This is a genomic window from Pseudomonas sp. KH_027, assembly GCF_057838565.1.
Genome location: NZ_CM174470.1, coordinates 4,779,964 through 4,801,600 on the forward strand (window position 1 = coordinate 4,779,964; position 21,637 = coordinate 4,801,600).

The window sequence follows — 21,637 nt, forward strand, 5'->3', positions numbered from 1 at the left end:
GACAAAGTAGGCATAATAGCGCGTTCGTCGGTGCCCACAGTGATGCAAGCGCTCTCGCGAGCCAAGGCCAGACAAGGCGAACAGGTGACCTTTTGAACGATCCCGGCCAACAGCCACAGCCACAACAAGAACCCAGCGTGCCACGTCCCTCGGCGTGCCCTGGCCTGCTGCGCATCGTGCAGGCACGCGATGGCGGCATCTGCCGGATCAAGCTGCCGGCCGGGCGTCTGCTGGCGAGCCAGGCTCTGGCGATTGCAACAGCGGCCGAGCTGCACGGCAGCGGCGTTATAGAGGCCACCAACCGCGCCAATCTGCAGATCCGTGGCGTACGCGCTGGCGCGGAACAGGCGTTGATCGCCGCCTTGCTGGCGGCCGATCTTGGCCCGACTCATCCCGGCGCCGACGATGTCCGCAACCTGATGGTCAGCCCGGCCGCCGGCATCGACCCGGCTGCGCTGCTGGACGTCAGCCCCTTGGCCGAGCAACTGCTGGCCACCTTGCAGAACACCCCGTCGCTGCATCGCCTGTCCGCCAAGTTCGCCCTGCTGCTGGATGGCGGCGAACGCCTGGCGATGCTCGAACACCCGCATGACCTGTGGCTCAGTGCGGTAAACAGCGGCGAGCAGATCCGTTTCGCCTTCGGTCTCGCGGGCTGCCCGCCGCAACTTGGCAGCGGCGACTCGGCCCTCGCGGCGGTGACGCCTGAGCAGGTGCCGGCCTTGGTGCTGGCCTGCCTGGAACTGTTCCTCGAACTGGCCAGCCCGCAGCAGGGCCGCATGCGCGACGTGCTCGCGCAACTGCCAGCAGCGGCGTTCGTTCAGCAACTGCAAAACCGGCTGGATTTCCCCCTGCAGCAGGACGACGCCCTTCTGCAATGGCGCCGTCCTGCTGCCGAGGCCTGGGCGCATTTAGGTGTGCGCAAACAACGGCAAGACGGCCTGGTGCAGGTCGGCGCAGCCCCGGCACTCGGTCGCCTGCTCGCGCCACAACTGGCGCAAGTGGCGCGGCTGGCGCAACAGTTCGGCGATGCCAGCCTGCGCCTGACGCCCTGGCAAAGCCTGCTACTGCCGACTATCCGCGAGGCCGATGCCGCGCAACTGCTGCACGCATTGACCGCTCTCGGGCTGCTAACTGATCCCCGCGAACCACTGGCGCGCCTCATCGCCTGCACGGGCTCGGCCGGCTGCGGCAAAGGCCTGGCCGCCACCAAAGCCGATGCCCTGGCGCTGGCCACACGCCTGGCCGGTTGCCCGCCGTTGCCCGAACTGCACCTGAGCGGTTGCGCCCGCTCCTGCGCCGCCGCCCACGCTTGCACCCTGACGCTGCTGGCGGTCGTCGACGGCCGTTATGACCTTTACCAACGCGACGCTAAACTGCCCGGCTTTGGCCGCCTGCTGGCGCGCCACCTGACCATTACCGAAGCCGGCGAGCTGCTGGCGGCGCTGCCCGACCCCATGGAACCCGACCGATGATTGATTACATCCGCGATGGCCAGGAAATCTACCGCCATTCCTTTTCCATCATCCGCACCGAAGCCGACCTGCAGGGCATCCCCGCCGACCTGGAAAAGCTCGCGGTGCGCGTTATCCACGCCTGCGGCATGGTCGATGTGGTCCAGGACCTGCGCTTCTCGCCGGGTGCCGGCAGCGCCGGGCGCCGGGCTCTGGCCAGCGGCGCGCCGATTCTCTGCGATGCGCGGATGGTCGCCGAAGGCGTGACCCGCGCACGCTTGCCAGCCAACAACAAGGTGATCTGCACCCTCAATGACGAAGGCGTGGTCGAATTGGCCCGCGAGCGCGGCAACACCCGCTCGGCGGTGGCGCTGGAGCATTGGCGCGAACACCTGGAGGGCAGCGTGGTGGTGATCGGCAATGCGCCGACCGCCCTGTTCTACCTGCTGGAAATGCTCGACGCCGGCGCACCGAAACCGGCGCTGATCCTCGGTTTCCCGGTGGGCTTCGTCGGCGCCGCCGAGTCCAAGGAGATGCTCGCCGCCGACAGCCGTGGCGTGCCTTACGTCATCGTCCGCGGTCGGCGTGGCGGCAGCGCCATGGCGGCAGCGGCGGTCAACGCCCTGGCCACGGAGGTGGAATGATGAACGGCAAAGGACGCCTGCTCGGCATCGGCGTAGGCCCCGGTGACCCGGAACTGATCACCCTCAAGGCCCTGCGTCTATTGCAGGCGGCGCCGGTCATCGGCTATTTCGTTGCCAAGGCCAAGGTCGCCAAGGGTCAGCACGGCAACGCTTTCGGCATCATCGCCGCGCATGTGGGCAGCGAGCAGCAGACGTTGCCGATGGTCTACCCGGTGACCACCGAGAAGCTCGCGCCGCCGCTGAGCTACGAAGGCATCATCAGCGACTTCTATGACACCTGCGCCGAACAGATCGCCACGCACCTGGAAGCCGGCCGCGACGTGGCGGTGATCTGCGAAGGCGACCCGTTCTTCTATGGCTCCTACATGTATTTGCACGACCGTCTGGCCAGCCGCTACGCCGCCGAAGTGGTGCCGGGCGTGTGCTCGATGCTCGGTGGCGCGGCGGTGCTCGGCATTCCGCTGGTGTACCGCAACCAGAGCCTGGCGGTGCTCTCCGGGGTACTGCCGGCGGACGACCTGAAACAACGCCTGGCCGCGACCGACGCGGCGGTGGTGATGAAACTCGGGCGCAACTTCGACAAGGTCCGCGCCGTGCTGGAAGAACTCGGCCTGGCGCAACGGGCGCTGTACGTCGAACGCGCGACCATGGAAAACCAGCGCATCGTGCCGCTCGATCAGGTCGAGCCGATGGCCTCGCCGTATTTCTCGCTGATCATCGTGCCTGGGGAAAAATGGCAGGCGTGATCCTGAACCCTGCACGGCCAATCCCCTCGTCCGTTTACGGGAGAGGGTAGCCAACCGTAGGTTGGGCTGAGCACCGCGAAGCCCAGCAGCCAACACCTTGCTCACCTCATTCATTCGGAGCACCCGATGTCCAACCCGCAGGCCACTCCCCCGGCGATCGTCATCCTCGGTAGCGGCGCACTGGCCACGGCACGCCGCGTTCAAGCCTTGTACCCGGGCGCGCAGGTGCATGGCCTGCAAGGCCGGGTCGAAGCCGACATCGGCTACACCGATTTCGGCAACTATCTGCGCGAGCTGTATCAACGCGACACGCCGATCATCGCCCTCTGTGCCGCCGGCATCGTCATCCGCAGCCTGGCGCCGCTGCTCGCCACCAAGAGCAGCGAACCGCCGGTGCTGGCCGTCGCCGAAGACGGCAGCGCCGTGGTGCCGCTGCTCGGCGGCCTGGGCGGGGTGAATGTGCTGGCGCGGGAAATCGCCGCGGCATTGGCCATCCAACCGGCCATCACCACCAGCGGCGAACTGCGCTTCGGCACCTGCGTGCTCAACCCGCCGGCCGGCTATGTGCTGGCCGATATCGAACAGGGCAAACGTTTCGTTTCCACCCTGCTTGGCGGGCAAAGCGTACGCATCGAAGGCGCCGCGCCCTGGCTGGATCAGGCACGCCTGCCACTGGCCGAGGATGCCGCGCTGAGCATCCGGATCACCACCGATGCCCGGCCGGCCAATGGCAACGAACTGCTGATCCACCCGCGTAGCGTGGTCGCCATTATCGAGCAGCCAACGGCGCAATTGGCCAACAGCATCGAACAGGCTCTGGCCGCCGCCACTATCAGCCGCCACGCCCTGGCCTGCCTGCTGGCCAGCACCCGACACATGGCCGACGCCGAACTGCACAAGGCCGCGCAAAGTCTTGGCGTACCACTGCGCTTCAGTGCGGACGCGAATGCGGCCCAGGCGATCAGGCAAAAGCATCGGCGGCTGGAAAGTCAGGGCCTCAGCCTTGCCATCGGCGAGCAACCGCTCGACCCCCAGCAACTTGGCCAGGCCCGTGGCCGCCTGACCGTGGTCGGCCTCGGCCCCGGCGCCGTCGAGTTCATGGTGCCGGCGGCCAAGCTGGCGTTGCAGCAGGCCGAGGATGTGCTCGGTTATGAAACCTACGTGAACATGGCCGGGCCGTTCCGCCCGGAACAGGTGCTGCACTGCAGCGATAACCGCGAAGAATTGCAGCGCGCCCGCCATGCGTTCGAGCTGGCCGCCAGCGGCCGGGCGGTGGTGGTGGTGTCCTCCGGTGACCCCGGCGTATTCGCCATGGCCGCCGCCGTACTGGAAGCGCTAGAAGCGTCCAGCGCTGCGCATTGGCAAGCCGTCGACCTGCAGGTTTTCCCCGGCGTTTCCGCCGCGCTGGCCACCGCCGCCAAGGCCGGGGCGCCGCTGGGTCACGACTTCTGCATGCTCTCGCTGTCGGACAACCTCAAGCCCTGGGAAGTGATCGAGCTGCGCCTGGAACACGCGGCGGCGGCGGATCTGGCGCTGGCCTTCTACAACCCGATCTCCCGCGCCCGCCCCTGGCAACTGGGTCGCGCCCTGGAAATCGTGCGCCAGCACCGCACGGCAGAGACGATTGTCGTACTCGGCCGCGATATCGGCCGCCCCGCCGAAGCCCTGAGCGTGACCACCCTTGGCGAGCTGCGCCCGGAGCAGGTGGACATGCGCACCATGGTGATCATCGGTTCCTCCACCACCCGCCGCTTCGCCCGTGCGGATGGTGGCGCCTGGGTCTACACGCCGCGCTCTTATCCCTGAGGCCCTGCTGAGTGCCGGCGGCGCTCGAGCGCCCGCAGCAAGCCGGGCCCTCCCGTGTCAGTTCAGTAGCCCGGCGACCGTGCGCTCGCCCAGGGCCGGACCGACGCTCATGCCCAGCCCGGTGTGCATCAATACCGCGGTCACACCGGGTACGCCCTTGAGCACCGAAAACGGCCCGGGGCCGCGTGCACCATAGACGCCTTGCCAGCGTTCGAGCACCTGCAGGCGGGTGCCAAGGGTGTGCTCGGCGAGGTCGAGCATCAGCTTGTCGACGCCTTCGGCATTGAACGGCGAGGCATCGCTGCCATATTCGTGGGAATCGCCGATGATCAGCTCGCCATAGGGTGTCGGGCTGACCAGCAGGTGGATGCCATGCTGCTCCAGTGCCGGCGCTTCGCGCTGGATCTGCGCGCGCACGGCCTCGGCTTCCGGCAGGTCGGCAAAGGCGCCGTAATGCACGCAACTGAGACCGGTGAGCACCGCATGCTGCAGGCCGATGTCCTGCTCGGGCCGCGCGCGCAGCATCTGCAGGCGACAGATTTGTGGCTGCAGGGCGCGCATCTGCTCGGCCAGCAGGGTCTGATAGTCGTGCCCCGAGCAGACCACTATCTGTTCGGCGCGGTAGGTGCCGGCCGTGGTGTGCACCCGGCCCTGCTCGACCTCGCGCACCAGGGTGGAGAAATGGAAGCTCACGCCCAGCTCGCTGCACAGGTACTCGACCAACGCCGGGATCGCTTCGCGCGAATAGATCTGCTGATCGTCGAGACCGTGCAAAGCGGCACGGTGGTGACCGAAGCGGCCTTGATAGAGCCCGCGCAGGCGCTCGCCCCGCAGCAACTCGACGTGGTAGCCCTGCTCGGCCGCGCGGCCGGCGCAGAAGGCTTGCAGTACGTGCTCTTCGGCCTCGGTGCGAGCGAACAGCAGCGAACCCTGCTGACGCAGGTGAAACCCCGCGGCGTTGGCCAGATGCGCCCAGATACCTCGGCTTTCGCGGGCCAGGTCAAGCATCGGCCCCGGCGCCTGGCCGGTGATCAGGGCCTGGCCGAAATTGCGCACCGAGGCGCCGAGCGGCCGCTCGCTGCGCTCGAATACGCTGACCCGCAGGCCGCGGCGCGCCGCCGCGTAAGCATGGGCGAGGCCGAGGACGCCGGCCCCCACTATGATCATGTCGCTGTCTTGCAGACTCATGTACGGACTCCTTGGAAGCAGGTGCGCCCGCTCTGCCCTCTCCTCCGACCCTCTCGCAAAGGGAGAAGGAGAAAAGCGGACCGAGCGGGCGAGTCAATCAGTTACTGCGGCAGCTTTTCCGACTTGCCGTCGTAGCGCTTGCGCCACTCGGCGAGAATGCTGTCGCGGTTCTTCGAAGCCCAGGCGAAGTCGTTCTTGATCAGGCGCTGCTCGTAGTCGGCCGGCAGCTCGGTCTGCGGCTTGGCAATGCCGGGCTGGGCGAGTACGGCGAAGTTTTCCTTGTACAACTCCATGGCCGCCGGGCTGGCGGAGAAGTCAGCGAGCTTCTGCGCCGCGTCCGCATGCGGGGTGCCCTTGACGATGCCGGTGGCTTCGATTTCCCAACCCAGACCTTCCTTCGGCAGGACGATGTCCAGCGGCGCACCCTGGCGCTTCAACTGCACGGCCGGGTATTCGAAGGAGATGCCGATCGGGAACTCGCCGGCGGCGGCGAGCTTGCACGGCTTGGAGCCGGAATGGACGTACTGGCCGATGTTCTGGTGCAGGTCATCCATGTACTGCCAGCCCTGCTTCTCGCCAAAGGTCTGCAGCCAGGCGCTGACATCGAGGAAGCCGGTGCCGGAGGATGCCGGGTTGGGCATGACGATCTTGCCCTTGTATTGCGGCTTGGTCAGGTCCTGCCAGCTCAGCGGTTTTTCCAGGCCCTGCTTCTCGGCCTCGACGGTATTGAAGCAGATGGTCGCGGCCCACACGTCCATGCCGACCCAGGCCGGCGGGTTGGCGGCGTCGCGGTAGTTGGCGCCGATGGCCGCCAGGTGCTTGGGTGCGTAAGTCTGCAGCATGCCCTGCTGGTCGAGGATGGCCAGGCTGGAGGCGGCCAGACCCCACACGGCGTCGGCTTGCGGGCGATCCTTCTCGGCCAGCAGCTTGGCGGTGATGATGCCGGTGGAGTCGCGCACCCACTTGATCTCGATGTCCGGGTTGGCGGCTTCGAAGGCCTTCTTGTAGCTGTTCAGTTGCTCCGCTTCGAGGGCGGTGTAAACGGTCAGCTCGGTGGTCGCCTGGGCCTGCAGGGTGAAACCGGCGAGTACGGCAGCAGCAAGAGCGAGAGGCTTGAACATGTGAAGCTCCTTGGTTGTCAGCGGTTTTCGTTTATCGATTGGCAGGGGTTTCGCCACGCGCCAGGCGTGTATTGATCGCATCGACCACGGCAGGCAGGTCGGCGATGGTGTCGATCAGGTAGTGCGGCTGGCTCGGGGCGAACAGCGCGTCGATGCGCGTACGTTCGGCAGCCAGGCGCTCGGCGCCGAGCGCGCGGTAGGCGGCGTAGTCGAGGCCGAGGAAGTTGCCGGAGAAGCGCAGCGCCACGGTCCACATACCGGCGCTGCGACCTTCGAGGATGCCCGGTTCGGTGTCGTCGACCTTGACGCAGGCGGCGACATCATCAAGGCCGAGGGCGATCACGTTGGCCAGCGCCTGCGCTGGGCTCGGGCGGCCCTTGGGCACTTCGTCGGTGGACACCACATGATCCGGCTGGTAACCGGCGCTGGCAGCCAGTTCGACCACCTTGTCCATCACCACTTTCGGGTAACCGGAGCAGGTGCCGATCTTCAGGCCCTTGGCGCGCAGCGCGGCGATGGCCTCCAGGGCGCCGGGGATCAGCGCCGAATGCGCGCCGACCTTGGCGATCTGCAGCGGCATGAAGCGCTCGTAGATCGCCGTGACATCGGCATCGCTCGGCAGGCGAGCGAAGCGTTGCAGGAAGCGCGCGGCGATCCGCGGCTCATTGCACAGCGTGCGGATATGGTCCCACTTGCCCATGCCCATCGGCCCACGAGCCTCCTCCAGGCTGAGTTCGACATCAACGCTTGCAAAGGCCTCGACGAAGATCCGCGTCGGCGCGAAGGAGCCGAAGTCGACCACGGTGCCGGCCCAGTCGAGGATCGCGGCTTGCAGGCGGGAAGGTGTCTGGTAATGCATCAGGGTTCTCCGAAGGAATCAGTGGCCGGGCGCGGTTTGCCGCCAGGCCTGGGAGCGGCGCAGCAGGCCGCGGGAAGCCCAGGCCAGCAGCAGCGAAACCGCCGCCGAGGTGAGCAGGATCAGGGTCGACATGGCCGCCGCGCCGCCGACGTTGCCGGCGTCGTCCATGTTCAGCACGGCCACCGCGGCGAGCACGCTGTCCGGGCTATACAGGAAGATTGCGGCGGACACGGTGGTCATCGCCGAAACGAACAGGTAGCGGACGATATCCAGCAGCGCCGGCAGGCAGATCGGTACGGTGACGCGCAGGTAATGGCGGTACAGCGGCGCCTTGAGCGACAGCGCGGCGGCCTCGAACTCGCCGTCGAGCTGGCGCAGCGCGGTGGTAGCGGTCATCTGCGCGGTGGTGAGGAAGTGCGCGATGGAACAGACCACCAGCAGCGTCATGCTGCCGTACAGGCCGTGCAGCGGGTTGGCCGGCAGGTTGAAGAAGAAGACATAGCCAAGGCCCAGCACCAGACCGGGCACCGCCATGGGCACGAAGCTGAGCATGCGCAACACATGGTTGAGGGCGTTCTGGCCACGGGCCTTCTCGATCAGGTAGGCACCGGTGAAGATCAGCGCGCTGCCGAAGATCGCCGTGCAACTGGCCAGGGTCAGGCTGTTGCGATAGGCCAGCCAGCCGCCGCCGGCGGTCTCCTCGAAGGCGTAATGGCGCAGCGACAGCGACAGGTCGTAGGGCCAGAACTTCACCAGCGAGGAATACACCGCCATGCCCAGCACCAGCAGCAAGGCGGCGCAGATCAGCAGGACAATGACCAGGAAGCAGCCATCGCGCAGCTTCGCCGGCGCCGGGTGATAAACCTGCGCGCGGCCACCCATGGCATCGCCCTGGCGCCGACGCAGCCAGGCATCGACGGCGAAACTGAGCAGCGCCGGCAGCAGCAGAACCATGCCGATCAGCGCACCGCGACCGAACTGCTGCTGGCCGACCACCGCCTTGTAGGCTTCCAGCGCCAGCACCTGGTAGTCGCCACCGACCACCACCGGCACGCCGAAGTCGGTGATGGTCAGGGTGAACACCAGACAGAAGGCGGCGAACACACCCTGGCGGGTGGCCGGCCAAGTGATGCTGCGAAAGGCCTTCCAGGGCCCGGCGCCCATGCTCGACGCCGCATCGAACAGCCGCGCATCGGCCAGCGACAGGGCCGACAGCAGGATCATCAGCGCATGCGGGAAGGTGTAGATCGCCTCGCCGAGAACGATGCCCCAGAAGCCATAGATGTTGTCCGGCAACAGGTCGCGCAGCAGACCCTGGTTGCCGAACAGGTAGATCAGCGCGATGCCCGGCAGCATCGAGGGCGCCAGCAGCGGCAGCAGGGAAATCCCGCGCCACAGGCCCTTGGCCGGGATCAAGGTGCGTTGCAGCGCATAGGCGAACAGATAAGCCAGCGGCACGACGAGGGCGGCGACGCTGACCGAGACTTTCAGGCTGTTGCCCAGCAGCCAGTGGAAGTTGGCGCTGGCCAGCAGCTCACGGGCGGCCACCAGGCCACCGCCCTGCCCGGTATCGGCGCTGAAGCCGCGCCAGAAGATCGCCAGCAGCGGCAGCAGTACCGCAAAGGTCAGCACGCCGAGCAGCAGCAGTTTGCCGCCGACCACGAACAGCCGGTCACCGAGCTCGTGGCGCGGCGCGCGGGCGCTGAGCATGGTTGCTCGCTCCATTACACCGGCCATCTCAGGCGAACACCTGCAGGCTGCGCGGCGGCAGCGATACCCAGATATCCGGGGAACCGAGGCGCGGCATGGTTTCCGGATCGAGTTCGGCGAGCATCGGCAGCCCCGGCAGTTGCTCCAGCTCGAAACTCATGCGGCAGCGATTGCCGAGGAAGGTGATCTCGCGGATTTGCGCGCGAAAGCGATTGGCCTGTTGTTCCACTGGGTTGATGGCGATCGCCTCCGGCCGACAGAACAGGCGCCCGTGCTGGGCCTCGGCGGCATGCTCGGGCAGGCGCAGGCTGAGGCTGCCGACCTGGGCATGGCCATTGCTGCGCGTCTGGAACGGCAGCCAGTTGCCCTGACCGACGAATTCGGCGACGAAGGGCGTGGCCGGGTTGCGGTAGATCTCCTGTGGGGTGCCGTACTGCTCGACACGACCCTGGTTGATCACCGCGATGCGGTCGGCCATCAGCATGGCCTCGTCCTGATTGTGGGTGACCATCAGGGTGGTGATGCCGAGACGCTTCTGCAGCTGGCGCAGCTCGCCGCACAGGTGTTCGCGGACCCGCGCATCGAGGGCCGACATCGGTTCATCCAGCAGCAGCAACGAGGGCGCCGGCGCCAACGCGCGGGCCAGGGCCACGCGCTGCTGCTGGCCGCCGGAAAGCTGGCCGGGAAACTTCTTCTCGCTGCCGACCAGGCCGACCAGTTCGAGCATGTCGTGCACCCGCCGACGCACCTCGTCGCGGCCGCTGCCGGCCAGGCCGTAGGCGATGTTCTGCTCGACACTAAGGTTGGGGAACAGCGCGTAGGACTGGAACAGGATGCCGTAGTCGCGGGCTTGCGGCGGCAGGCGCGAAATATCCCGCTGAGCGATGTGCAGGCTGCCGCTGTCCTGCCGTTCCAGCCCGGCGATGCAGCGCAACAAAGTGGTCTTGCCACAACCGGAGGGTCCCAGCAGACAGACCAGTTCGCCTTCGGCGACATCCAGGGAAACCCCGTCGAGGGCGGTGAAGCTGCCGAAGCGCTTGTGGATATCGCGCACCTGCAGATGAGTGGCGACGCTGGCGGCTGTGGTCATGACTTGTACCTCGTGAGCGGTGGGCGTGCGGCATGAAGCGCGGCACGACTCGACGAGGTAGATGCTAGGGCGGTTATGCGAAGGCTATGTGGCGTTTAACCCAAGTACAGCGATAGTGGCATAGGCAGATTTGGGTAGTGACGTGATGGCCTGGCCGATCGAGGCGTGCGTCGGCAAGCCGCGCAAAGTCTTCTGCGCAAGACGGAGCAAGCCGCGCTACCCCGCCAGCAAGCTACAACCCCGCCACCGACTCCCGCGCCACAGCCAGGAACGCCGCCGGCAAACGCGCCTGGCGGCGCTCTTTCAGGCAATAGAGGTATTCATCGATCTGCGGCGCACCCTCCAGGGCGATCACGCAGAGTTCGGGGTTATCCGGCACCTCATGGCGGGCAATGATGCTGATGCCGATATTGCGGATCACCGCTTCACGGATCGACTCACGGCTGCCGATTTCCAGCAGCGGGCCGAAGCCTATCCCGGCTTTTTCCAGCAGCTCTTCGGTCAGTTGCCGAGTGATCGAGCCCTGCTCGCGCATCAGCAGGCTGTGACCTTTGAGCGCCGCCAGGCTCACCGACTTGTGCACGGCCAGGGGATGGCTGCGATGCACGGCCAGCACCAGAGGATCGCGGCCAAGGAGCAGACGGGTCAGCCGCTGGTCATCAACCCATTGCGAGGAAGCCGCCAGGTCGACGCGGTATTCATCCAGCGCCTCGAGCACCTGCTGCGAGTTGCCGATTTCCACCGAGACCTCGATCTGTGGGAAGCGCTCCCGGAAGGTGCGCACCAATCCGAGGATGTAATACGGCGAAGTCGCACCGACACGCAGTATTCCCTGCATCTGCCCGCTGTTGCGCAGGAAGAACTCGATGTCGGCCTCTTGCTGCAGCAAGGCTTTGACCATCGGCAGCAGGCGCGCGCCGTCCTCGCTCAGGCTCAACCGCCGAGCGCCGCGATAGAACAACTCGACGGCATACTGACTTTCCAGATTACGGATCTGGGTGGTCACGGTTGGCTGACTGAGCCCGAGCTTCTTGGCGGCCTGGGTGATGCTGCCGAGCCGGGCAACCATGTAAAAAGCCTTGAGCTCCGCGCTGAGCATGGCGATGCCCCCTGGCCATTGGAAAGGCCAGGAGTATAGGGCTTTCAGCCTCGGGTCTTCACCGTGGTGAACATTTTGATGCGATCGTGAATCTCCTGCAGGGCATGCCGGAAGGGCTCATGCCGCACGCTGGTGACCGGGTCCTCGAAGTTCCACACCAACACTTCAGCGGAGGCCGGCATCCACGCCGCCTCGTCGGACGATTTGTCGCACAGGGTGATCACGTAATCAAACTGCTGCCCCTTGAACTCATCGATGGCCTTGCTGCGCAGGCCGCTTGCGGCGACGCCGATGTGATCGAGGGATTCGAGCGTGCGTGGATCGACCTCACTGGCGGCAATGCCGGCGCTGAAGGCTTCGAAGTGCTCGGCGTCGGTATGCCGAAGCAGCGCTTCGGCCATCAGGGAGCGTACATCGTTGTTTGCGCAGACGAACAGCACACGGAATTTATCAGTCATCGCTACGTTCACCTCGGCCAGCCTGTTGTGCAGTGATCGAAACACAAGCAGATTTCATTGCAGCAGAGCTTTCTGACCGTCGTGTTTCAGACCGATGAAAGGTGGCCTTCGTGCTGCACGCACTAAAAAGCCCACCGGTTCGATGAACGCAGTGGGCTGGATTTGAAGCGTTCGGCTGCCAGTCATGCAGCCGCGGTTATCTCTCTTCTGGCTTCATGAGCGGGCGGGCATTACTCCACGGTCACCGATTTCGCCAGGTTGCGCGGCTGGTCAACGTCGGTGCCCTTGAGCACGGCGACATAGTAGGACAGCAGTTGTAGCGGGATGGTGTAGAGGATCGGCGCCAGCGCATCAGAGATGTGCGGCATGTTCACCACATGGGTGCCTTCGCCGTTGCTCATGCCGGCCTGGCCGTCGGCGAAGACGATCAGCTCACCGCCACGGGCGCGGACTTCCTGCAGGTTGGATTTGAGCTTTTCCAGCAGCTCATTGTTCGGCGCCACGGTGACCACCGGCATATCGCTGTCCACCAGGGCCAGAGGCCCATGCTTGAGCTCGCCAGCCGGGTAGGCCTCGGCGTGGATGTAGGAGATTTCCTTGAGCTTCAGCGCCCCTTCCATGGCCACCGGGTACTGCGCGCCACGGCCGAGGAACAGGGCGTGATGCTTCTCGGCGAACAGCTCGGCGATCTTCTCAACGGTGCTGTCCATCGCCAGCGCTTCGCCGAGGCGAGTCGGCAAACGGCGTAGCTCTTCCACCAGTTCGGCTTCGAGGCCTTGTTCCAGGGTGCCGCGCAGCTGGCCGAGGGACAGGGTCAGCAACATCAGCGCCACCAACTGGGTGGTGAACGCCTTGGTCGAGGCCACGCCGATTTCCGGACCGGCCTGGGTCAACAGGGTCAGGTCGGACTCGCGCACCAGTGAACTGATGCCGACGTTGCAGATCGCCAGGCTGGCCAGGTAGCCACCGTTATCCGGGCCCAGCGCCTTGCCGTTGCGCAAGGCGGCGAGGGTGTCGGCGGTTTCGCCGGACTGGGAAATGCTGATGAACAGGGTGCCCGGCTGCACCACCACCTTGCGGTAGCGGAATTCGCTGGCCACTTCGACCTGGCAGGGAATGCCGGCCAAACCTTCGAGCCAATAACGGGCGACCATACCGGCGTGGTAACTGGTACCACAGGCAACGATCTGCACGTTCTGCACCTTGGCGAACAACTCGGCGGCTTGCGGACCGAAGGCCTGCACCAGCACATGATCGGAACCGAGGCGGCCTTCCAGCGTGCGCTGCACCACCTTCGGCTGCTCGTGGATCTCCTTGAGCATGAAGTGCCGATACGCTCCTTTATCCGCTGCCTCGGCCCCTTCGTGGTACTGCACGCTTTCGCGCACCACCGGCTGGCCATCGACTGTCCAGATCTGCACGCTGTCACGGCGGATTTCGGCGATATCGCCTTCTTCCAGGTAGACGAAACGGTCGGTGACCTGCCTCAGGGCCAGCTGGTCGGAGGCGAGGAAGTTCTCACCGAGGCCGAGGCCGATCACCAGCGGGCTGCCGCTGCGCGCGGCGAGCAGGCGATCCGGTTGCTGCGCGCTGATCACCGCCAGACCGTAGGCACCGTGCAACTCCTTCACCGCGGCTTTCAGCGCCGCCGCCAGGTCAGCGAACTCCCTGAGCTTGTGATCGAGCAGGTGGACGATGACTTCGGTATCGGTGTCCGAGCTGAACGCATAGCCCAGGCCCTTCAGCCGCTCGCGCAGTTCTTCGTGGTTCTCGATGATGCCGTTGTGCACCACCGCCAGGTCGCTGCCGGAGAAGTGCGGGTGGGCGTTGCGCTCGCTCGGCGCGCCGTGGGTGGCCCAGCGGGTATGGGCGATACCCAGGCGACCGGCCAGCGGCTCGCCGGCCAGGGCCTGCTCCAACTCGCTGACCTTGCCCACACGACGGCAGCGCTGCAGCTTGCCGTCGGTGTCGAAGACCGCCAGACCGGCGCTGTCGTAGCCGCGATATTCCAGACGTTTCAGGCCTTCGACCAGGATCGCGGTGATATTACGCTCGGCGACGGCGCCAACGATGCCACACATAAATTTCTCCTCAGGCTTCTACAACGGCGCAGATCAGGTTTATCCCGCGCGCTGTGATCGATTCACGAGCCTCGATTGGGAGGCGTTCGTCGGTAATCAGGGTGTGGACGCTGCTCCAGGGCAGCTCCAGGTTGGGAATCTTGCGGCCGATCTTGTCGCTTTCGACCATCACCACCACTTCGCGAGCGACTTGCGCCATGACCCGGCTCAGGCCCAATAGTTCGTTAAAGGTCGTAGTGCCACGCGTCAGGTCGATGCCATCGGCGCCGATAAACAGTTGGTCGAAATCGTAGGAGCGCAGCACCTGCTCGGCAACCTGGCCCTGAAATGATTCGGAATGCGGGTCCCAGGTGCCACCGGTCATCAACAGCACCGGTTCGTGCTCCAGTTCGCTAAGGGCGCGGGCCACATGGAGCGAATTGGTCATCACCACCAGGCCAGGCTTGTGGCCAAGCTGCGGAATCATCGCCGCGGTGGTGGTGCCACTGTCGATGATGATCCGCGCATGCTCGCGGATGCAGGCCACGCCAGCACGGGCGATGGCCTGCTTGTAGTGGGAAATGGGTTGGCCGCTGTTGCTGATCAGCTCCTGCGGCATGGGTACGGCGCCACCATAACGGCGCAGCAGCAGACCATTCTTTTCCAGGGCGGCGAGGTCTTTGCGAATGGTCACTTCAGAGGTGGCGAACGCTTTCGACAACTCATCGACACTCACCTCGCCCTGCTCGGCGAGCAGGGCAAGAATGGTGTGGCGACGTTGCGGAGTGTTGCGTTTCGACATGCTAAGTTTCGATTCGAAAGATAATTGCACGAATCAAAACCTAATGAAGCTTTTTCGTCAAGTGTGAATCGACGTAGGGTGGATGACGCTTTGTTCATCCAGCGTCGCGATTAGCTGCTGGGGTGGCTGAAAACGCTGTGCGGTTATCCACAGCGGGCCAGCCGCCCCAAGTCGGTCACTTCTTGATCTTCACCGGGCGCTTCCAGCCTTCGATATTGCGCTGTTTGGCACGACCGACCGCCAGGGTGGCCGCCGGTACATCGCTGGTGATCACCGAGCCGGCGCCGGTGGTGGCGCCGTCGCCCAGGGTCACCGGCGCGACCAGGGCGCTGTTGGAGCCGATGAACACGTCCTCACCCAGTACGGTCTTGAACTTGTTGGCGCCGTCGTAATTGCAGGTGATGGTGCCGGCACCGATGTTGCTGCGCGCACCCACTTCGGCATCCCCCAAGTAGCTCAGGTGACCGGCTTTGGCGCCTTCGCCCAGCACGGCGTTCTTCAACTCGACGAAGTTGCCGACATGGGCCTTGGCGCCCAACACAGAACCCGGGCGCAAGCGCGCGAAGGGACCGGCGCCGCTGCCTTCGCCCAATTCGGCACCCTCGAGGTGGCTGTTGGCCTTGAGCATCGCGCCTTTGCGCAGGGTGCTGTTCTTGATCACGCAGTTGGGGCCGATCTCGACGTTGTCTTCAATGACCACTTTGCCTTCGAGGATCACGTTAATGTCGATCAGCACATCACGGCCGATCGTCACCTCACCGCGCACATCGAAACGCGCCGGATCACGCAAGGTCACGCCCTGGGCCATCAACTGGCGGGCCGCGCGCTTCTGGAAATGGCGCTCGAGTTCGGCCAGTTGCATGCGGTCGTTGGCGCCCTGCACTTCCATGGCATCCAGCGGTTGCTCGGTGGCCACCACCAGGCCATCGGCCACCGCCATGGCGATCACGTCGGTCAGGTAGTACTCGCCCTGGGCGTTGTTGTTCGACAACCGGCCGAGCCAATCGGCCAGGCGCTTGCCGGGCACCGCAAGGATGCCGGTATTGCCTTCGCAGATCGCCCGCTGCTCGGGCGTCGCGTCCTTGTGTTCGACGATGGCTTTGACCACGCCCTGGGCGTCGCGCACGATCCGGCCGTAGCCCGTCGGGTCGTTCAGATCGACCGTCAGCAGCCCAAGTTGCTCGGGACTGACCTTTTGCAGCAGACGGTGCAGGGTCTCGACCTCGATCAACGGCACATCGCCATAGAGGATCAGCACGTTCTCGGCCGAGAGTTTCGGCAGTGCCTGCGCCACCGCATGGCCGGTGCCCAGTTGCTCGGTTTGCAGGACGAAACTCAGGTCGTCGGCGGCCAGACGCTCGCGCACTGTTTCCGCACCATGGCCGATCACCACCTGGATGCTCCGCGGCTGCAACTGCCGCGCGCTGTCGATGACATGCCCGAGCATGGATTTACCGGCGACCGGATGCAGTACCTTGGGTAGCGCGGAACGCATGCGCGTGCCTTGGCCGGCGGCGAGGATAACGATATCGAGAGACATGTGGACAGATCCTGAACAAGCGTAGCCCGGGTGAAACCCGGTGATACACAGGAGCCGGGTTTCGCTGCGCTCTACCCAGCCTACGAATAGGTAAAACCGGAAAAAGAAAAAGGGTAGCCAAGGCTACCCTTTTACTCGTTCGCGATGAAGTCTTGCGGGATTAGCCGCCGAACTTCTTGCGCACCGCCTGGATGGTCCGCAGCTGCGCTGCAGCCTCGGCCAGACGGGCGGCGGCGGAACCGTAGTCGAACTCCGCGCCTTTATCGTGCAGGGACTTCTCGGCAGCCTTGACGGCTTCCTGAGCAGAGGCTTCGTCCAGGTCGGCTGCACGTTGTACGGTGTCGGCCAGGACCTTCACCATGTTCGGCTGCACTTCCAGGAAACCGCCGGAGATGTAGAACACCTCGGCTTCGCCACCCTGTTTGATCAGACGGATCGGGCCCGGCTTGAGATCGGTGATCAGCGGTGCGTGACCTGGAGCGATACCGATATCACCCAGGTTACCGTGCGCAATCACCATCTCGACCAGACCGGAGAAGATCTCGCCTTCCGCGCTGACGATATCGCAATGGACTGTCATAGCCATTTGCTTGCCTCAACCTGATTAGCGCCCGTTGCCGGGCGCTGGGATTACAGTTTCTTGGCTTTCTCGATGGCTTCGTCGATGCTGCCGACCATGTAGAACGCTTGTTCTGGCAGGTGGTCGTAGTCACCGTTGAGGATGCCTTTGAAGCCAGCAATGGTGTCTTTCAGGGAAACGTATTTACCCGAAGCACCGGTGAAGACTTCAGCCACGAAGAACGGCTGCGACAAGAAGCGCTGGATCTTACGAGCGCGGGATACCAACTGCTTGTCGGTTTCCGACAGCTCGTCCATACCCAGGATCGCAATGATGTCCTTCAGTTCTTTGTAGCGCTGCAGCACGTACTGAACGCCGCGAGCGGTGTCGTAGTGCTCCTGGCCGATAACCATCGGGTCCAGCTGGCGCGAAGTCGAGTCGAGTGGATCGACTGCTGGGTAGATACCCAGGGAAGCGATGTCACGGGACAGAACGACGGTGGCGTCCAAGTGGGCGAAGGTGGTCGCTGGCGACGGGTCAGTCAAGTCATCCGCAGGTACGTATACCGCTTGGATCGAGGTGATCGAACCGTTTTTGGTCGAAGTGATGCGCTCTTGCAGAGTGCCCATCTCTTCGGCCAGGGTCGGCTGGTAACCTACTGCGGAAGGCATACGGCCCAGCAGTGCGGATACTTCAGTACCGGCCAGGGTGTAACGATAGATGTTGTCGACGAACAGCAGAACGTCGTTACCTTCGTCACGGAACTTCTCGGCCATGGTCAGGCCGGTCAGTGCTACGCGCAGACGGTTGCCCGGCGGCTCGTTCATCTGGCCGTAAACAAGGGCCACTTTGTCGAGAACGTTGGAGTCCTTCATCTCGTGGTAGAAGTCGTTACCCTCACGAGTACGCTCACCCACACCGGCGAACACGGAATAACCGCTGTGCTCGATGGCGATGTTACGGATCAGTTCCATCATGTTTACGGTCTTGCCGACACCGGCACCACCGAACAGACCGACTTTACCGCCTTTGGCGAACGGGCAGACCAGGTCGATAACCTTGATGCCGGTTTCCAGCAGGTCGTTGCCGCCCGCTTGTTCAGCGAAGGACGGCGCCGGGCGGTGAATGCCCCAACGCTCTTCTTCGCCGATCGGACCGGCTTCGTCGATCGGGTTGCCGAGTACGTCCATGATCCGGCCCAGAGTCGCTTTACCGACCGGTACGGAGATGGCTGCGCCCGTATTGTTGACGTCCAGACCGCGCTTCAAGCCTTCGGTCGAGCCCATCGCAATGGTACGAACCACGCCGTCGCCCAGCTGCTGCTGAACTTCCAGGGTGGTATCGGCGCCTTGAACTTTCAAGGCGTCGTAGATGCTCGGGACCTGATCGCGTGGGAATTCCACGTCGATCACGGCGCCGATGATTTGTACGATACGTCCGCTACTCATAGCTGGATCCTCTGAATATTTGAACCGGTATCAGACCGCGGCAGCGCCGCCAACGATTTCCGAGATCTCTTGGGTGATCGCCGCCTGACGCGCCTTGTTGTAGATCAGCTGCAAATCGCTGATCAGATCACCGGCGTTGTCGGTAGCGTTCTTCATCGCGATCATCCGCGCCGCTTGTTCAGCTGCGTTGTTCTCGACCACCGCCTGGTACACCTGCGACTCCACGTAGCGCACCATCAGGCCGTCGAGCAGCTCTTTAGCGTCGGGTTCGTAGAGATAGTCCCAGTGATGCTTGAGATCTTGATCCGGATCAGCCACCAGCGGAATCAACTGTTCCACCGTCGGCTGTTGCGTCATCGTGTTGATGAACTTGTTGGACACCACGGACAGGCGATCAATACGGCCATCCAGGTAGGCATCGAGCATCACCTTGACGCTACCGATCAGATCATTGATCGACGGTTCTTCGCCCAGGTGGCTGATTGCAGCGACGACGTTACCGCCGAAGTTGCGGAAAAATGCCGCACCCTTGCTGCCTACTACGCAGATATCGATCTCTACGCCTTGTTCGCGGTTTACCGCCATGTCCTTGACCAGGGCCTTGAACAGGTTGGTATTCAAGCCGCCGCACAGACCACGGTCACTGCTCACCACCACATAACCGACGCGCTTTACTTCACGCTCGATCATGAACGGGTGACGGTATTCCGGGTTAGCGTTGGCCAGATGACCAATCACCTGGCGGATGCGCTCCGCGTAGGGACGGCTGGCAGCCATGCGCATTTGAGCTTTGCGCATCTTGCTGACAGCCACCTTTTCCATGGCGCTGGTGATCTTTTGCGTGCTTTTGATGCTCGCAATCTTGCTGCGAATCTCTTTTGCGCCTGCCATGTAACACCTATCGGGTTAGCAGGCGGGGGTCTTGCAACCCCCGCTGCGGCTTACCAGGTTTGGGTGGCCTTGAACTTCTCGATGCCGGCTTTCATGCCTGCGTCGATTTCGTCATTGAAGTCACCCTTCACGTTGATCTTCGCCATCAAATCGGCGTGATCGCGGTTGAAGTAAGCAATCAGAGCCTGCTCGAAGCTGCCGATTTTGACGATCTCGATATCCACCAGGAAGCCACGTTCGGCGGCATACAGGGACAGCGACATGTCGGCGATGGACATCGGCGCGTATTGCTTCTGCTTCATCAGCTCGGTAACGCGCTGACCATGCTCGAGTTGCTTACGGGTGGCTTCGTCCAGGTCAGAAGCGAACTGGGCGAATGCCGCCAATTCACGGTACTGAGCCAGAGCGGTACGGATACCACCGGAGAGCTTCTTGATGATCTTGGTCTGAGCGGCACCACCTACACGGGATACCGAAACACCGGCGTTCACAGCCGGACGGATGCCGGAGTTGAACATGGCCGATTCCAGGAAGATCTGACCGTCGGTGATGGAAATCACGTTGGTCGGAACGAACGCAGAAACGTCGCCAGCCTGGGTTTCGATGATCGGCAGAGCGGTCAGAGAACCGGTTTTGCCAGTCACAGCACCGTTGGTGAACTTCTCGACGTACTCTTCGGAAACGCGCGATGCACGCTCCAGCAGACGGCTGTGGAGATAGAACACGTCGCCCGGGTAAGCTTCACGGCCTGGCGGACGGCGCAGCAGCAGGGAAATCTGGCGGTAAGCCACTGCTTGCTTGGACAGATCGTCATAAACGATCAGCGCGTCTTCACCGCGGTCACGGAAGTATTCGCCCATGGTGCAACCGGCGTACGGTGCAATGAATTGCAGCGCAGCGGATTCGGAAGCACTGGCCGCGACGATGATGGTGTTAGCCAACGCGCCGTTTTCTTCCAGCTTGCGCACCACGTTGGCGATGGTCGATTGCTTCTGACCGATAGCCACGTAGACGCAGTAGATGCCGCTGTTCTTCTGGTTGATGATCGCGTCGATCGCCAGAGCGGTTTTACCGATCTGACGGTCACCGATGATCAGCTCACGCTGACCACGGCCGACCGGGATCATGGCGTCGACAGCCTTGTAGCCAGTCTGTACAGGCTGGTCTACCGACTTACGCCAGATCACGCCCGGTGCAACCTTTTCAACCGCGTCGGTAGCGACGTTGTTCAGCGGGCCTTTACCGTCGACAGGGTTACCCAGGGCATCGACCACACGACCCAGCAGTTCCGGACCAACCGGAACTTCGAGGATGCGACCGGTGCACTTGGCACTCATGCCTTCGGCCAGCGACTGGTAGGCACCCAGAACCACGGCGCCGACGGAGTCGCGCTCCAGGTTCATGGCCATGCCATAGACGCCGCCCGGGAACTCGATCATTTCGCCGTACATGACGTCGGCGAGACCGTGAATCCGCACGATACCGTCGGACACGCTGACGACTGTGCCTTCGTTACGGGCTTGGGAGGACACATCGAGCTTGTCGATGCGGCCCTTGATGATTTCACTTATTTCGGAAGGATTGAGTTGCTGCATTGCTCTGCTGCCCCTTCAAACTCAAGATTTCAATGCTTCGGCTAGTTGCGCGAGTTTGCCGCGAACTGAGCCATCGATAACCAGGTCGCCGGCGCGGATTACGACACCACCGATCAGGGTGGCATCCTCCGCAGCGTGCAGGCGCACTTCCCGGCCGAGCCGTGCACTGAGAACCTTGGCGAGTTTGTCTTGCTGTTCTTCGTTCAATGCAAAGGCACTGGTAACGTCCACATCGACCGATTTTTCCTGCTCGGCTTTCAACAGCTCGAACAGTTCGGCGATCTCCGGCAACAACTCCAAACGGTTGTTCTCGGAAACGATGTGAAGGAAATTCTGTACCTTGGCATCGAACTTATCACCACACACCTCGAGAAAGGTGGTGGCCTTGTCTGTACTCGTCAAACGCGGGGCCTTGAGCACGCGCTGCATGGTGTCGTCTTGCGACACCGCTGCAGCCAGGCCGAGCATGGCTGACCAATTGGCCAGTTGCTGGTGGGCCTGAGCGTACTCAAAAGCAGCCTTGGCGTAAGGTCGGGCCAACGTGGTCAGTTCTGCCATGATCGCGCCCTC

The 21,637-nt window shown here is 63.7% G+C and carries 19 protein-coding genes; 4 read left to right on the top strand and 15 right to left on the bottom strand.

Annotation, left to right across the window (positions count from 1 at the left end; all coding sequences use genetic code 11):
• Positions 1–92: 92 nt before the first annotated feature.
• The 4 genes from cobG to cobJ all read left to right on the top strand — a co-directional run bounded on the left by cobG (position 93) and on the right by cobJ (position 4,647).
• Complete coding sequence (gene cobG / locus AC3IYG_RS22360; RefSeq protein ID WP_489311655.1) at positions 93–1,472, top strand: precorrin-3B synthase; 1,380 nt, start codon at positions 93–95, stop codon at positions 1,470–1,472.
• Positions 1,469–2,095, top strand: a complete 627-nt coding sequence (locus tag AC3IYG_RS22365) for a precorrin-8X methylmutase (protein WP_489311656.1) — start codon at positions 1,469–1,471, stop codon at positions 2,093–2,095. The genes cobG and AC3IYG_RS22365 overlap by 4 nt, the downstream gene beginning before the upstream one ends.
• Complete coding sequence (locus AC3IYG_RS22370; RefSeq protein WP_489311657.1) at positions 2,092–2,841, top strand: precorrin-2 C(20)-methyltransferase; 750 nt, start codon at positions 2,092–2,094, stop codon at positions 2,839–2,841. Before AC3IYG_RS22365 ends, AC3IYG_RS22370 begins: the two co-directional genes overlap by 4 nt.
• Positions 2,842–2,967: 126 nt before the next feature.
• The gene (gene cobJ / locus AC3IYG_RS22375; protein WP_489311658.1) at positions 2,968–4,647 is read left to right on the top strand and encodes a precorrin-3B C(17)-methyltransferase; all 1,680 of its coding nucleotides are present in this window, start codon (positions 2,968–2,970) and stop codon (positions 4,645–4,647) included.
• Between the two features lie 57 nt (positions 4,648–4,704).
• Here the strand turns inward: cobJ and AC3IYG_RS22380 are convergent, their stop codons facing one another.
• From AC3IYG_RS22380 to AC3IYG_RS22450, 15 genes are all read right to left on the bottom strand, one after another.
• The gene (locus tag AC3IYG_RS22380) at positions 4,705–5,835 is read right to left on the bottom strand and encodes a TIGR03364 family FAD-dependent oxidoreductase (RefSeq protein ID WP_489311659.1); all 1,131 of its coding nucleotides are present in this window, start codon (positions 5,833–5,835) and stop codon (positions 4,705–4,707) included.
• Positions 5,836–5,936: 101 nt separating this feature from the next.
• The gene (locus AC3IYG_RS22385; RefSeq protein WP_489311660.1) at positions 5,937–6,956 is read right to left on the bottom strand and encodes a putative 2-aminoethylphosphonate ABC transporter substrate-binding protein; all 1,020 of its coding nucleotides are present in this window, start codon (positions 6,954–6,956) and stop codon (positions 5,937–5,939) included.
• A 31-nt stretch (positions 6,957–6,987) separates the two neighbouring features.
• Positions 6,988–7,815 (bottom strand): phosphonoacetaldehyde hydrolase, encoded by an 828-nt coding sequence (gene phnX, locus AC3IYG_RS22390; protein ID WP_489311661.1) that lies wholly within the window; start codon positions 7,813–7,815, stop codon positions 6,988–6,990.
• An 18-nt stretch (positions 7,816–7,833) separates the two neighbouring features.
• The gene (locus tag AC3IYG_RS22395) at positions 7,834–9,525 is read right to left on the bottom strand and encodes a putative 2-aminoethylphosphonate ABC transporter permease subunit (protein WP_489311662.1); all 1,692 of its coding nucleotides are present in this window, start codon (positions 9,523–9,525) and stop codon (positions 7,834–7,836) included.
• A 28-nt stretch (positions 9,526–9,553) separates the two neighbouring features.
• Positions 9,554–10,615, bottom strand: a complete 1,062-nt coding sequence (locus AC3IYG_RS22400; RefSeq protein WP_489311663.1) for a putative 2-aminoethylphosphonate ABC transporter ATP-binding protein — start codon at positions 10,613–10,615, stop codon at positions 9,554–9,556.
• Between the two features lie 232 nt (positions 10,616–10,847).
• Positions 10,848–11,714: a LysR family transcriptional regulator gene (locus AC3IYG_RS22405; RefSeq protein ID WP_489311664.1), complete on the bottom strand. Its 867-nt coding sequence runs from the start codon at positions 11,712–11,714 to the stop codon at positions 10,848–10,850.
• 44 nt (positions 11,715–11,758) lie between these two features.
• Positions 11,759–12,172 (bottom strand): arsenate reductase ArsC, encoded by a 414-nt coding sequence (locus AC3IYG_RS22410; protein WP_489311665.1) that lies wholly within the window; start codon positions 12,170–12,172, stop codon positions 11,759–11,761.
• Positions 12,173–12,402: 230 nt separating this feature from the next.
• Complete coding sequence (gene glmS, locus AC3IYG_RS22415) at positions 12,403–14,253, bottom strand: glutamine--fructose-6-phosphate transaminase (isomerizing) (protein WP_489311666.1); 1,851 nt, start codon at positions 14,251–14,253, stop codon at positions 12,403–12,405.
• 10 nt (positions 14,254–14,263) lie between these two features.
• On the bottom strand, positions 14,264–15,034 hold the full coding sequence (locus AC3IYG_RS22420) for a DeoR/GlpR family DNA-binding transcription regulator (RefSeq protein ID WP_489311667.1): 771 nt from the start codon (positions 15,032–15,034) through the stop codon (positions 14,264–14,266).
• Between the two features lie 175 nt (positions 15,035–15,209).
• Positions 15,210–16,574: a bifunctional UDP-N-acetylglucosamine diphosphorylase/glucosamine-1-phosphate N-acetyltransferase GlmU gene (gene glmU, locus AC3IYG_RS22425; RefSeq protein WP_489311668.1), complete on the bottom strand. Its 1,365-nt coding sequence runs from the start codon at positions 16,572–16,574 to the stop codon at positions 15,210–15,212.
• Positions 16,575–16,734: 160 nt separating this feature from the next.
• Positions 16,735–17,160 (bottom strand): F0F1 ATP synthase subunit epsilon, encoded by a 426-nt coding sequence (locus AC3IYG_RS22430; RefSeq protein WP_489311669.1) that lies wholly within the window; start codon positions 17,158–17,160, stop codon positions 16,735–16,737.
• Between the two features lie 44 nt (positions 17,161–17,204).
• Positions 17,205–18,581, bottom strand: coding sequence for a F0F1 ATP synthase subunit beta (gene atpD / locus AC3IYG_RS22435; protein WP_489311670.1), 1,377 nt, complete (start codon positions 18,579–18,581; stop codon positions 17,205–17,207).
• Between the two features lie 30 nt (positions 18,582–18,611).
• Positions 18,612–19,472, bottom strand: a complete 861-nt coding sequence (atpG, locus tag AC3IYG_RS22440; RefSeq protein ID WP_489311671.1) for a F0F1 ATP synthase subunit gamma — start codon at positions 19,470–19,472, stop codon at positions 18,612–18,614.
• A gap of 50 nt (positions 19,473–19,522) precedes the next feature.
• Complete coding sequence (gene atpA, locus AC3IYG_RS22445) at positions 19,523–21,067, bottom strand: F0F1 ATP synthase subunit alpha (RefSeq protein ID WP_489311672.1); 1,545 nt, start codon at positions 21,065–21,067, stop codon at positions 19,523–19,525.
• 21 nt (positions 21,068–21,088) lie between these two features.
• On the bottom strand, positions 21,089–21,625 hold the full coding sequence (locus AC3IYG_RS22450; protein ID WP_489311673.1) for a F0F1 ATP synthase subunit delta: 537 nt from the start codon (positions 21,623–21,625) through the stop codon (positions 21,089–21,091).
• Positions 21,626–21,637 lie beyond the last annotated feature (12 nt).